Origin of the sequence: Nocardia wallacei (assembly GCF_029868745.1) — a bacterium.
Classification (GTDB): domain Bacteria; phylum Actinomycetota; class Actinomycetes; order Mycobacteriales; family Mycobacteriaceae; genus Nocardia; species Nocardia wallacei_B.
Genome location: NZ_JARWOP010000115.1, coordinates 14,230 through 29,754, shown reverse-complemented (window position 1 = coordinate 29,754; position 15,525 = coordinate 14,230). Strand labels below are relative to the sequence as shown.

The following is a 15,525-nucleotide window of genomic DNA, read 5'->3' as shown; positions in this document are numbered from 1 at the left end:
TCAGACCACCTCTCTGTTCATCCTGCGCAGCGCCGGTCGCCGAGAGGGGGCCAGCTGTTCCCACCGCTGTGCGAGTTGCGCGACGGTCGGGGCGTCGAATATCACCCGGACCGGAACCTCCACGCCCAGCACCGCCCGAATCCGGCTGACCAGCCGGGTGGCCAGCAGCGAATGGCCGCCGAGTGCGAAGAAGTCGTCGTCCACACCGACCCGGTCGCGCCCGAGGATCTCGGCGAACAACTCGGCGAGGACCCGTTCGCGCTCGCTGCCCGGGGCGCGGTAGCGCGTCGACGAGGCGAATTCGGGGTCGGGCAATGCGCCGCGATCGAGCTTTCCGTTGGCGGTCAACGGCAGCGAGTCGATGACCAGCACCGCCGCGGGCACCATGAACTGCGGCAGCCGCTCGGCGGCGAGCCTGCGCAGATCGATCGGCAGGAGCAGGTCCTGGGGCCGGTTCACGTGCGCCGCCGGATCATCCGCGGCGGCCGTGGGCAGGTAGACATCGGTCAGCGGCCGGTTCCGCGCGGTCGCGGCGTCGATGAAGACCGCGTCCATCCGATCCGGTTGGGCGGACCAGGTCACCGCGGTGCGGTGCCCCCATCGCCGGCCGAGCCGGTGTAGATCCTCGGGCAGCAGGCCGGACGGATCGGGGTCGTCGAGTTGATCGACCGAGACGGGACGGCCCGTCCCGATGCGCCGGGCGGCCTCGGTTTCGCCCAGCAGCCCGGTGCGCGGAATGCCGGTGACGCGAATGCCTTCGGGGTGCGGGGCCGCCACCAGCGCGCGTAACCAATCCTCGTCGCGGAACGCGACTTCCGGCACGGTGGCCACCGACAGCGGGTTCGCCGGGGCCTCGCGCAGCACGACGTCGTAGCGGTACCGGGTCAGCTCGTTGACCGCGCGGCCACGCTCGAGTTCGATGTCGACGGTGCCGAAACCGCCCGCCTCGCGGCACAGACCGACGAAGTACTCCGGGGCGATCAGCAGTTCCTTCTCGGCGGACACGCCCCGGCGCACGCGGTCCCGGACCGCGGCGGGGTCGTCGCCACCGTTGCGGGTGATCTCGACCGCGGTGGTGAACTGTTCCAGCAGTGCCAGATTGCGCACGTCACCCACGAAGACCGCGCCGCCGGGGGCGAGCACGCGCCGCACCCCGTCGAGGACCCGCCGCAGGTACGCCTCGCCGGGGAAGTACTGCACGACGGAGTTGAGCACCACGGTGTCGAAATGACCGTCGGGCAATCCACTCGTGTCATCGGCCGCCTGAGCGCTCGCGAACACCCGGTCCGCCCAGCCCACACCCAGGCCGCGCAGCTGGTCCCGCAGTGTGCCGATGGTGGCGGCGGAAAGGTCTGTCGCCCAATACTCTTCGCATGCCGGGGCGAGCTGCGACAGCAACAGGCCCGAACCCACACCGATCTCCAGCACGCGGCGCGGCGACAGGTCGCGGATGCGCTCGACGGTGGCCGCACGCCATTCCCGCATATCCTCCAGCGGTATGGGTTTCCCGGTGTAGCTGCTGTTCCAGCCACCGAAATCCCCGCCGAACACCGGCTTGTCCGCCCCGTCGCCGTTGCCGACGTACAGGTCGTCGTACACCTGCCGCCACTCTCCGACCAGATCGTCCTCGGCGTGGTACGGACCGGATCGGTCGGCGACGACGTACGCGATCAGCTGTTTGTCGCCGGAGCCGGTATCGCGCGCCACCACGACGGCGCGCGATACCGAAGGATGTTGCGCCAGTGCGGCTTCCACCTCCCCCGGCTCGACGCGGAAACCACGAATCTTCACCTGATCGTCGACCCGGCCGACGAACTCCAGCTCCCCGGCGGAGTTCCACCGCACCGCGTCGCCGGTGCGATACAGCCGGCCGCCCGCGTCGAACGGGTCGGCCACGAACCGCGCCGCGGTCAACGCCGGGCGGCCGAGGTAGCCGCGAGCTACTTGCGCACCGGCCACATACAGCTCGCCCACGACTCCCGCCGGCACCGGCAGCAGCCACGAATCCAGCACGAACACACGCACATTCCGCGCCGGACGCCCGATCGGGACCGTGCCGTCACCGCCCGCGGCGGCCGCGTGCTCGGTCACGCAGGCCGTCGTCTCAGCGGGGCCGTAGCCGTTCACGATCCCGGTTCGGGGGTATTTCGCGTGCAGTGCGCGCACCACGTCCGCGGTCAGTTCGGTGCCGCCGGACATGATCTGTTCCAGCGTGGCCAGGGGCGTGCCCGGGACCGACCCGGCATGGTCGAGCAGGGCCGACAGCAGCGGCGGGGTCGCGAACATCCTTGTCACCGACCAGGTTTCGATCAACCGCGTGATCTCCGCCGGATCGGAGCGCTGGGCACTCGTCACCACGACCGTCGCGCCGCCGCACAGCGTGGGCCAGATCTCATAGGTCGACGCGTCGAAGGCGATCGACGAATGGGCCAGCACGCGGTCGCTCGTGCCGGTCGGCCACGCCCCGGAAACCAGATTGACCATGTTGGCGTGGGTGATTCCCACGCCCTTCGGGACACCGGTGGAACCCGAGGTGTAGACCACGTACGCCAGATTTCCCGGCCGCGCCACGAACCGCTCCCGGCCGCCCGCGTCCTCGGCGTGCGGGGCATCGAGACACAGGTGCGGTGTCGCGGTGTGCGGCAGTCCGCCCGCGGTGGCGGAGTCGGTCACGACGAGTACCGGCGCGGCATCGGTGAAGATGAATGCCAGCCGGTCCGGCGGATAGGCCGGGTCGATCGGCAGGTACGCGCCACCGGCTTTCGACACGCCCAGCATCGCCACGATCAGTGCCGCGGATCTCGGCAACGCCACCGCGACAACCGAATCCGGACGCACGCCACGCGCGGTCAACGACCGCGCCAACTGCTCCGCGCGGGTATCGAGTTCCCGATACGTCAGGCTCGTGTCCGCACCGACGACCGCGACCGCCTCCGGGGTCCGGGCGGCCTGAGCCTCGAACAATGCGGCCAGGGTGGTGTCGGCGACGGGTGCGGCGGTCTCGTTGCGCCGCCGCAACAGCAGTTCCCGCTCCCGGACCTCGAGCACGTCGATCGCTCCCACCGGCGTACCCGGATCGGCCGCGACCCGTCTCAGAATCCGCACCAGCCGATCCGCCATGGCCTCGACCGTGGACCGATCGAACAACCCGGTCGCGTACTCGACCAACCCGGCCCATTCCCGGCCGGCCGGGGCGTCGGTGATATTGAAGAACATGTCGAACCGTGCCGTCGCCGTATAGGCCGGGTACGGCTCGATTCGCACATTCGGCAGTTCCAGCGCCGGCAGCGTGTTGTTCTGGAATGCCAGCGACACCTGGAACAACGGATGATGCGCCGCCGACCGCACGGGATTGAGCAATTCGACCAGTAATTCGAACGGAACGTCCTGATTCTCGTACGCCGCCAGCGCCTTCGCCCGCACCTGCCCCAGTAACTCGGCGAACGACGCGGCCGAATCCACCTGCGCCCGCAGCACCCACGAATTCACGAAGAAACCCACCAGATCGGCCAAGGCCTGATCGGTGCGCCCGGCGATCGGCGAACCGATCGGAATATCTTCTCCCGCACCGAGTTTGGACAGCAGCACGACCAAGGCCGACTGCAACACCATCGACACCGTCGCGCCCTCGCGCGCCGCCAGCCGCTCCACGGCCGCGCGGGTGTCGACGTCGATGGAGAACAGCACCATGTCGCCCCGATAGTCGGCCAGCCGGGTGCGCGGCCGATCGGTCGGCAACCGCAATTGCTCCGGCACACCGTCCAATTCGCGGCGCCAGTATTCGAACTGCTGGAACAGCACGCTCTCGTGATCGAGGTGCGAGCCGAGCAGTTCCTGTTGCCACAGCGTGTAATCCGCGTACTGCACCGGCAGGGGCTCCCAGTCCGGCGCGCGCCCGCCCAGTCGCGCCGTATAGGCCGTGGCGAGGTCTCGCAGCAGTGGGGTCATCGACCAGCCGTCGGCGGCGATGTGATGGATCAGGACCACCAGCACGCAATCCCGCGCGCCGACGCGAAAGACGGTGGTGCGCAGGGGGATTTCCGACGAGAGCTCGAATCCGTACCGCACCGAGGCGGTCACGGCCGAGTCCAGTTCGGCGGCATCGACATCGCACACGGTTACCGGCGCCACGAGCTGGGCGGCGTCGAGCACTCGCTGCACGGGCGTGCCGTCATCTTCGAAGAAGATCGTCCGCAGGCTCTCGTGCCGGGCCAGGACATCGCCGACCGCGGCCCGGCAGGCCGCCACATCGAACGCACCGGTCACGCGCAGCGCCAGCGCGATGTTGTAGGTCGCGGACAGTCCCTCGAGACGGTGGATGAACCACAGCCGTCGCTGCGCGAACGACAGCGGCACCACGTCGGGGCGCGGCCGGGCCGACAGCGCGGGGCGCACCCGCGCGCCGGTGTCCAGTCCGGCCGCCAGCTGCGCGACGGTCGGGGCATCGAAGACGGTCCGAATCGGCACTTCCACGCCCAGCACCGCCCGGATGCGGCTGACCAGGCGCGTCGCCAGTAGTGAGTGGCCGCCGAGCGCGAAGAAGTTGTCGTCCACGCCGACCCGGTCCAGCCCCAGCACCTCGGCGAACAGGTCCGCCAGCGATTGCTCCTCGACGCTGCCGGGCGCCCGGTACTCCATCGACGAGGCGAACTCCGGATCCGGCAGGGCCCTGCGATCGAGTTTCCCGGTCACCGTCAACGGCACCGAGTCGATCACCATCACCACCGCGGGCACCATGAATTCCGGCAGCCGCGCCTCGGCGAATCGGCGCGCGTCGGCGGCCAGGATGCCGATCTGCGGGTTGTTCGTATGAGCTGCAGGGTCACCCAGCGGGACCGGCGGTTGGTAGACGTCGGTCAGCGCGCGACCGCGAGCGACGACGGGATCGACGAACACCGCGTCCATCCGGTCCGGTTCCGCCGACCAGGTGACCGCGGTGGCGTATCCGAATCGCCGTCCGAGCGCGTGCAGATCCTCGGGCAGTAGGCCGTCGCCCGGCCGCTCGTTCGTAGCAGCGAGCACGCCTTCCACCCCGACGGCGAGCCCCTGGGTGGCGTCGCCGAGACGGCCGCCGCGGACGCGACGGGCGGCTTCGACCTCATCGATCAGCCCGGCGTGCGGAATGCCGGTGATGCGAATGCCGTCGCTGTGGCGTTCCCGGAGCGTCTCGCGCAGCCGATCTTGGTCACGGAACTCGATTTTCGGCACGTCGGCGACCGACAGCGGCCGCGAGGGCGACTTGCGCAGCACGACGTCGTAGCGGTACCGGCTCAATTCGTTGAGGCAGCGGCCGCGCTCGAGTTCGATATCGACGGCGTCGACATCGTCGCCTTCGCGACACAGGCTCACGAAATACTCGGGCGCCACCAGGAGTTCCTGTTCGGCGGCGATATCCCGGCGCACCCGGCGACCGATCGCCGCGGCATCTCCGACACCGTGCCGCGCGAGCTGCGCCGCGGTGGCGAATTCCTCGAGCAGTGCCAGGTTGCGCACGTCGCCGACGAATATCGCACCGCCGGGAGCCAGCAGCCGCAGCGCCTGTCCGAGCACCCGGCGCAGGTAGGCCTCGCCGGGAAAGTACTGCACGACGGAGTTCAGCACCACGGTGTCGAAGTGGTTCTCCGGCAGTCCGCGGGTGTCCACGGCGGCCCGGACCTCGAGGGCGACCCGGTCGGTCCAGTCGGCGCCGAGTTCGCGCAAGTGCCGTTCGAGTGTGGCTATGGTAGCGGCGGAAAAGTCCGTGGCCCAATACTGTTCGCACTCGGGGGCCAGTTGCGACAGCAGCAGTCCCGTGCCGACACCGATCTCGAGCACCCGGCGCGGCCGCAATTCTCGAATGCGGTCGACGGTGGCGGCCCGCCATTCCCGCATCTGCTCGATCGGGATGGGCGCCCCGGTATAGCTGCTGTTCCAGCCGGAGAAGTCCGCGCCGAACGCCGCCGGTGCACCGGCGTTCCCGAGAGCGGCCGTGCCGGAATACAGGTCGTCGTACACCCGCCGCCACTGACCGACCAATTCGTCCTCGCCGATGGCCGGTCCGCGGCTGTCGGGGACCACATAGGCGACCAATTGCTTGCCGCCGGTATCGGTGTCGTGGGCCACCACCACCGCCTGCGACACCGAAGGATGCTGTGCCAGTGCGGCTTCCACCTCGCCCGGCTCGACGCGGAAACCGCGGATTTTCACCTGGTCGTCGGCCCGGCCGACGAACTCCAGCTCTCCGGCGGAGTTCCACCGCACCACGTCGCCCGTGCGATACACCCGGCCGCCCGCATCGAACGGGTCGGCCACGAATCGCGTCGCGGTCAGCGCGGCCCGCCCCCGATACCCGCGGGCCACTTGCGCGCCGGCGACATACAGTTCACCCGGGACTCCCACGGGTACCGGCAGCAGCCACGAGTCCAGCACGAACACCCGGGTATTCGCGACCGGCGCACCGATCGGCACCGTGCCGGTGACGCCGTCGGGTACGGCCAGTGCCGTGACATCGACCGTCGCCTCGGTCGGCCCGTAGAGATTGTCGAGCCGCAGGCCCGGCCGTGCGGATTTCAGCGCATCGGCCAGTTCACCGGTGAGTGAGTCGGCGCCGGTGGCGATCTGCGTCAGACTCTCGAAAGGGTTGCCGCGCAAGGTTTCCAGGTGCTCCACCAGCGCCGACAGCAGAGGCGGGGTCGCGAACATCTTCGTCACCGACCGCTCCTGGACCACGCGGATGATCTCGCTCGTATCCGATCGCTGCCCGCTCGCGACGACCAGCGCCGCGCCACCGGTCAGCGCGGGCCAGATCTCGTAGGTCGAGGCGTCGAACCCCACCGACGAATGCGCCAGCACCCGATCCCCGAAGGTCGCCGTCCATGCCTGGGCGAGCAGATTCACCACGTTCCCATGAGTGATCCCGACGCCCTTCGGCACACCGGTCGAACCCGAGGTGTAGATCACGTAGGCCAGATTCCGCGGCCGTACCGCGACGTTCCGGCGGCGGTCGCTCATGTCGGCGAGGTCGGTCTCGTCGAGATACAGCGGCGGTATCGCGTTGCGGGGCAGGAGTTTCGAGGTCGGCCGATCGGTGACGAGCGCCACCGGCTCGGCGTCGGTGAGGACGAACGCCAGCCGCTCCGACGGATAGGCCGGGTCGATCGGCAGATACGCGCCACCGGCCTTCAGCACCGCGACCAACGCCACGAGCAACTCCGCGGACCTGGGCAGCGCGACCGCCACCACCGTGTCCGGGCCCACCCCGCGAGCACGCAGGGCGCCCGCCAGCCGGTCCGCGCGAGTATCCAGCTCGCGGTAGGTCACCTCGGTCTCGTCGCAGACCACGGCGACGGCATCCGGGCAGAGCGCGGCCCGGTCCTCGAACAGACCGACGAGCGTGGTGTCCGGGACTGCCACGGGTGTGTCGTTCCAACGGCGCAGGACCAGTTCACGCTCGTCGGAGCCGAGTACATCCATCGACCCGACCGGCACGTCCGGATCGGCCACGACCAGCCGCAGCAATCGCACCCATCGCTGCGCCATCGCCTCGACCGTGGACCGGTCGAACAGCTCGGTCGCGTATTCCACGAAACAGCTCCACTCCCGGCCGGGCGGAGCATCCGCGATATTGAAGAACAGATCGAAGCGGGAGGTGCCGGTGGGCGCGGGGTAGGGCTCGGCCCGGACACCGGACAGATCCAGGGCGGGCATGGTGTTGTTCTGGAATGCCAGCGACACCTGGAACAGCGGATGATGTGCCGCCGAGCGGGCCGGGTTGAGCAATTCGACCAGTAATTCGAACGGAAGGTCCTGGTTCTCGTACGCCGCCAGCGCCTTGGCGCGGACCTGGGCCATGATGTCGGTGAACGGGGACTCCGGCGTCACTTCGGTCCGCAGCACCCAGGTATTGACGAAGAACCCCACCAGATCGGTCAGAGCCTCGTCGGTGCGCCCGGCGATCGGCGCTCCGATCGGGATATCCTGTCCCGCACCGAGTTTCGACAACAGCACGGCCAACGCCGACTGCAACACCATCGACACCGTCGCGCCCCGGCGGGCCGCCAGCCGCTCCACCGCCGTCCGGGTCGGGAGGTCGATGGTGAAATAGGCCATGTCGCCGCGATAGCTCGCGGCCCGGGGCCGCGGCCGGTCGGCCGGCAGGCGCAGTTGCTCGGGCAATCCGTCGAGTTCACGGCGCCAGTACTCGAGCTGCCTGGACAGCACACTGCCCGAATCGTTCGGCGACCCCAGTAATTCCCGCTGCCACAGCGTGTAATCCACATACTGCACGGGCAACGGCGTCCACTCCGGCGCGCGATGCTCGAGGCGTGCCGCGTACGCCGTCGACAGGTCGTTCAGCAGGGGCGTCATCGACCAGCCGTCCCCGGCGACATGGTGTATCAGCAACACCAGCACACACTCGTCGGAGTCACGGCGAAAGACGGTGGCGCGCAAAGGAATCTCCGCGGACAGCTCAAATCCGTACCGCGCCGCCGCGGTCACTTCCGGCGCCGATTCCGTTGCGGTCGTGTCCGTGACGAGGAACGGCACGTCCGCATCGCCGGAGTCGAGTACGCGCTGCGACGGTTCGCCGTCGACATCGGCGAAGATCGTGCGAAGGCTCTCGTGCCGGGCCACCACATCACCGACCGCGGCACGCAGGACCGCGATGTCGACGCCACGCAAGCGGACCGCCAGGGCCATGTTGTAGGTGGCGGACCGGCCCTCCAGGCGATGGATGAACCACAGCCGTCGCTGCGCGAACGACAGCGGCACGACATCGGGTCGCGGCCGGGGGGTCAGTATCGGGCGGACCTGGACACCGGTATCCATGCGGTGCGCGAGCTGTGCGACGGTGGGTGCGTCGAACACCGTCCGAATGGGCACCTCGATTCCCAAAGTCGCCCGGATCCGGCTCACCAGCCGGGTAGCCAGCAGCGAATGCCCGCCCAGGGCGAAGAAGCTGTCGTCCGCACCGACCCGATCGACCCCGAGAATCTCCGCGAACAGTCCGGCCAGCACCCGCTCGGGCTCGGTATCCGGTGCGCGGTAGTCGGCCATCGCGGTGAATTCGGGGTCGGGCAGGGCTTGGCGGTCCACTTTTCCATTGGGGTTCAACGGAATCGAGTCGATCACCGTCACCGCGGCCGGCACCATGAATTCCGGCAGCCGGTCGGCCACCCACCGGCGCAGTCGTCCGCCGTCGGCCGGGTTGCCCGGATCGGCGACGACGTACGCGATCAGCTGTTTGCCGCCCGCCTCGGTGTCACGCGTCACCACCACGGCCTGCGACACCGAAGAATGCTGTACGAGTGCGGCTTCCACCTCGCCCGGCTCGACCCGGAATCCGCGGATCTTCACCTGATCGTCGGCACGACCCACGAACTCCAACTGCCCCGCAGGGTTCCACCGCACCACATCACCCGTGCGATACAACCGGCCACCCACATCGAACGGATCAGCCACGAACCGCGCGGCGGTCAGCGCCGCCTGTCCGAGATACCCGCGCGCCAATTGCGCACCGGCCACGCACAATTCACCGGCCACCCCCACCGGAACCGGCTGCAACCACGAATCCAGCACGTACACACGCATATTCGCCAACGGAGCACCGATCGGCACCGAGAGGCCCGTCGACGCCGTGCCCACCGCGAACATGGTGGCGAACACCGTGGTCTCCGTCGGACCGTAGCCGTTGGCCGTCGCGGCGAGGGCTTTCATTCGGCGCGCGGTCGGAGAGGTCAGCTCCGCGCCACCGGCGATCAGCTGGTTCAGGCTTCGTAATCCCTTGCCGGGCGCCGACTCCGCCCGGTCGAGCAGCGCGGAGAGAAATGCCGGGGTCGAGAACATCTTCGTCACCGATCGAGTACCGACCAGGTCGATGATCTCGGCCGGGTCCGAGCGCTGCTCGGTGGCCACGACCAGTGCGCCGCCACTGGTCAGCGCGGGCCAGATCTCGTAGGTGGACGCGTCGAAGGCGATCGACGAATGCGCCAGCACGCGTTCGCCCGGCCCTGCCGACCAGGTCTGGGACACCAGATTCAGCAGGTTCCGGTGGGTGATGCCGACGCCCTTCGGCACCCCGGTCGAACCGGAGGTGTAGATCACGTAGGCCAGATTCTGCGGATACGCCGGCGCGATCCGAGCGGGCCGATCGAGCTCTCCGGCCCGGTCGAGGGTCTCCACATGGAGTTGCGGTATCTCGGTGTGCGGCAGGATGTTCGCGGTGGCGGAGTCGGTCACGACGACCACCGGCGCGGCATCGGAGAAGATGAGGGCCAGCCGATCCGACGGATAGGCCGGATCGATCGGCAGATACGCACCGCCCGCCCGCAGCACAGCCAGCACCGTCACGATCAGTTCCGCCGACCGCGGCAGTGCCACCGCGACCACGGCATCCGGGCCGACTCCGTGTGCGATGAGGAGCCGCGCCGCCCGATCGGCCCGGGAATCGAGTTCCCGATACGACAGGACCATATCACCGCAGTACACGGCGTCCGCGTCCGGTGTCCGGGCGACCTGCGCGCGGAACAAGTCGAGCACGGTGCCGCCGGGGACCTCGACGGCGGTGTCGTTCCAGCGGTGCACTACTCGTTCGCGTTCGTCGGCGCCCAGCACCTCGATCGACCCGATCGCGGTGTGCGGGTCGGCGATCAGCTGCCGCAGTATTCGCACCAGCCGCGCCGCCATCGCCTCGACCGTGGGGCGGTCGAACAAATCCGTGGCGTACTCGATGAATCCTTCCCACCCGGCGGTGCCGGCGGTATCGCCGATATTGACGGTCAGATCGAATCGTGAGGTCGTGGTGGCGAGCGGCCTGGGCTCGATGTCGGCGCCCGGCAGCTCCAGCGTCGCCAGGGTGTTGTCCTGGAAGCTCAGCAGCACCTGGAACAGCGGATGGTGGGCCGCCGAGCGGGCCGGATTGAGCAATTCGACCAGCAACTCGAACGGCGCGTCCTGATTCTCGTACGCGGCCAGCGCTTTCGCTCGCACCTGCGCCAGCAATTCGGTGAAGGCGGCGGCCGGAGCGACCGATGCGCGCAGCACCCACGTGTTGACGAAGAATCCCACCAGATCGGCCGACGCCTCATCGGTGCGTCCGGCAATCGGCGATCCGATCGGGATATCCTCGCCCGCACCGAGTTTGAACAACAACACCGCCAGTGCCGACTGCAACACCATCGACACCGTCGCACCCTCACGAACGGCCAGGCGTTCCACCGCGTCACGGATTTCAGGATCGATGTCGAACAGCACCATGTCCCCGCGATAGGACGCCATCCGCGGCCGTGGCCGGTCGGTCGGTAACCGCAACTCCTCCGGCAACCCGTCGAGTTCGCGCCGCCAGTACTCGAATTGACGAGACAGGATGCTGTCGGGGTCGGTGCTCGCCCCCAGCCAGTCCTGCTGCCACAGCGTGTAATCCACGTACTGCACCGGCAACGGCGCCCACTCCGGCGGTCGGCCCGCTCGCCGTGCCGTATACGCCGTCGACAAGTCGCGCAGTAACACGGCCGCCGACAACCCGTCACCGGCAATGTGGTGCATCAGCAAAACCATGGCGTACTCGTCGCCGTCACCACGAAATACGGACGCGCGCACGGGGATCTCGGTGGACAGATCGAAGTGGTGCCCGAGGGCCGAGGTCACGGCCGCATCGAGCGCCTCGGAATCCACGTCCGCAACCGTCACCGGCGGTTCGAGATCCGCGACCTCGAGCACCCGCTGTGCAGGCACACCGTCCACCTCGGCGAAAACCGTCCGCAAACTCTCGTGCCGCGCGATCACATCACCGACCGCCGCCGCGAACGCGTCCGGGTCGAAGACGCCCCGCAGCCGTGCGGCCAACGGGATGTTGTAGGTAGCCGAAGGACCTTCGAGCCGATGAATGAACCACAACCGCCGCTGCGCGAACGACAGTGGCACCACATCGGGGCGCGGCCGGGCCGACAGCGCCGGACGCACGTAAGCGTTCGCGTCCAACCGGGTCGCGAGTTGCGCGACGGCCGGGGCGTCGAACACCGTGCGGATCGATACCTCGATTCCCAGCACCACCCGTATACGACTCACCAACCGAGTCGCCAGCAGCGAATGGCCACCCAATTCGAAGAAGTTGTCGTCCACGCCCACTCGATCGAGTCCGAGGACTTCGGCGAACAGCTCCGCCAGTACCCGCTCACGCTCGCTGCCGGGGGCTCGATATTCCGCCGACGACGCCACCTCGGGATCGGGCAGTGCCCGCCGATCCACTTTCCCGTTGGCGGTCAACGGAATCGACTCGATCACCGTGACCGTGCTCGGCACCATGAAATCGGGCAGCCGATCCGCCACCCATCGACGCACCTCCCCGCCGTCGACCGGACTGCCTCGGTCGACCACGACATACGCGACCAGCCTGGTGTCACCGCGGACGTCACGGCCGGTCGCGACCGCCTGTGAGACGGAAGGATGCTGTGCCAGCGCGGCTTCCACTTCGCCCGGTTCGATGCGGAATCCGCGGATCTTCACCTGATCGTCGGCCCGGCCCACGAATTCCAGCTGCCCGGCGGAGTTCCACCGCACCACATCACCCGTGCGATACAACCGGCCGCCCGGGTCGAACGGATCGGCCACGAACCGCGCGGCGGTCAGCGCGGGCCGGTCGAGATACCCGCGCGCTACCTGGGCACCGGCCACGTACAACTCACCCGCTACCCCGACCGGAACCGGCTGCATCCACGAATCCAGCACGTACACCCGGACATTGGCCAACGGACGCCCGATAGGGCTGCCGCCCGCGATGTCGTGTACCGTCGACAGGTCCAGCCGCGTCACATGGACCGTGGTCTCGGTAATTCCGTACATGTTCACGAGAGCCGGAAGTTCGGAGCGTCCGGCCGCATACCAGGGCCGCACGTGCGTGTCGTGCAGCGCCTCTCCGCCGAATATCACCAGGCGCAGCGCGGAATCGGTGCTGTCGCGCAGCAATCGGGCCTCCGCCAGGGCACGGAATGCGGCGGGGGTCTGGTTGAGGACCGTAATTCCCTTGTCCACCACCAAATCCCACAGTTGTGTGGGAGTGCGCACCACATCCCAGGGCACAACCACGATCCGGCCACCGTGCAGCAGCGCGCCCCAGATTTCCCAGACGGAGAAGTCGAACGCCTGGGAATGGCACCAGGCCCAGACGTCGTCGGGACCGAATTCACACCACGAAGCGGTGCCGAGAAACAACGAGACCACATTGCGATGGGTGACGGCGACACCCTTCGGTGTTCCGGTAGATCCGGACGTATACACCACATATGCGAGGTTGCCGGGTCGCGGTTCGCGGGCCGCCGCCTGTTCGTGCGGGAATTCCGCGCCGATCTCGTCGAGGAGAATGAGCGGAATCCCGTTCTCCGGCACGGCTTTCGAAGTGGCGCCATCGGTGAGGACCGTGACCGGCGCGGCATCCCCGAGCACGAATGCCAGCCGGTCCGCCGGATAACTCGGATCGAGGGGAAGATAGGCGCCGCCCGCTTTCAGCACCGCCAGCATCGCGACGATCAGGTCCGCCGATCTCGGCAGGACCACGGCCACAACACTATCCGCACCCACGCCTCGCACGATCAATTCCCGCGCGACGCGGTCCGCCCGCGCGTTCAGCTCCCGGTAGGAAAGTTCGACACCGTCGGAGACCACCGCCACCGCGTCCGGTACCTGCCGCGCTCGGTCCTCGAACAACCCTGGCAGCGTCGCATCCGCATCGATCGGCACTGCGGTGTCGTTCCATACATCCGTCACCAGCCGGCGGTCGTCACCGAGAATATCTACGTCCCCGATCGGCACGGCCGGATCGGACATCGCTTGCCGCAGATAGTGCTCGATGAATCCGAGATAAGTGCGGAGATCGTCGTCGGTGTATACGCGGGCGTCCCCCTCCAGCCGTAGATATCCCCCACGCTCCGACTGTCGCTCGTAATAGAAGACGATCGACAGATCGCCACTGTTTCCGGCCGAGTACAGCTGGAGATCGGCTGTGCCGCCGCTCATTCGCAGGGCGCCGAAGAACGACATGACATTGACGACCGGACCGAACGGGTTGTGCCCGGTGTTCGGTATCCGCCTGTCGCGCAGAATGTCCGGAATCCCGTACCGCAGATGGGGTTCGGCCTCCGAGAAGGCGCCGGCGATCCTGGCGGCCAGCTCGCGCAGCGAGAGGTCGCGACTCGACTCGATGGGCAGGGGAACGGTATCGGAGAGTTGGCACGGCGTCCGGCCGGCGCGGCCGACCCGGTTCGATACCGGCATCTGGAGGCAGAATTCGTCGCGCAGCGAACAGCGCTGGATGGCGGCCGCGGCGACGGACATGAGCAGGAACGGCAGCTTGACCTCGGCGGCGCGCGCCGCACTCACCAGTTCGCCGAGCGCCGCGGCGGAGAAGCTGTACGTGCGACCGAGCCGTCCGGGCTGCGCGTCGGCATCGGCACGGCCCGGGAGCCGCAGCGGGTCGACATCGGGCCGCACGCGCCCGCGCCAGTACTCGCGATCGAGCGCCCATTGGTGGCGGCGATAGGCACGATCGTCTTCGACGATATCGTCGATGCTCACGAAACCCGAAGGCTCGGGAGTGGTTTCGGCCGTCAGCGCGCCGTACACATCCAGCACCCGCTGCGCCCAGGCCGCGACGCCCACACCGTCCATGATGATGTGATCGAAACACGCCGACAAGAAATAGTGATCATCTCCCACCTGCAGCAGCGCGACCCGCAGCAGCGCATCCCGCTCCAGATCGAAACCCGACTCACGGTCCCGGGCCATATATTCGAAGGCGGCCGATATCGGATCGGGCTCCGCGGTGAAATCGACGTACGCGGAGGCCCAGCCGTCGATATCCCGTTCGACGGCCATGAGCCCGTCGGCGCCGCGCAGGAAGTTCACCCGCAGCGCCTCCGACTCGGCGAATACCTGTCGGAGCGCGGTGTCCATGCGGCGTCGGTCCAATGCGGCACGGATATCGATATAAACAATGCAATTATTAGGAATATCCGACAATTCGTGAGCGATCCAAAGTTCGTTCTGAATCGAAGTCGAACGATGCATAGGTGACCTAACTCCCGGATTGCATATCGAACAAGCCGTCATTGTGTGGTTTCCTGCGGGCGCACACCGGATGGACCGGAAATCCTGTGTGCGACATACCCGGTCGGCTATCCTGCGCGCATCACCAACCGGACGAGCATTAGGGAAAAGCGAACGCAATCGAGTGTTCTGTTGTGATCCAGATAGATTTTCGACCGGCCGTCACATCGTGGTCAGCGGGACCAGCCTAGCGCAAAGACGGCGCAGACACCGCGATGACACACTCGACGTCTTCCGACCGCCCCCGTGGCTTCTGCACTCATTCCGAAACTCCTTTCGGCTTCGAACGGAATCCATACCGACAGGGCGCACACGCTGGCTGGAATCAGCTGGACGAACCATTGGAGAACACTGAAACGAGGCCACGGCAAATGGGCCCGCAAAACACGGTAGTGGATGTTCGGCCCCGTCGTTGGAACCCCCGTCTATACCTCAGAGTTCCTTCCG

At 67.8% G+C, this 15,525-nt stretch carries 1 protein-coding gene; it reads right to left on the bottom strand.

All coding sequences use genetic code 11. The features are described from left to right. Positions 1-15,081 (bottom strand): amino acid adenylation domain-containing protein, encoded by a 15,081-nt coding sequence (locus QH470_RS08800; protein ID WP_425302637.1) that lies wholly within the window; start codon positions 15,079-15,081, stop codon positions 1-3. Positions 15,082-15,525: the final 444 nt, after the last annotated feature.

Bases quoted from the DNA above. Each gene is read 5' to 3' on its own strand.
- QH470_RS08800 (WP_425302637.1), bottom strand. From the start codon at position 15,081: ATGACGGCTTGTTCGATATGCAATCCGGGAGTTAGGTCACCTATGCAT.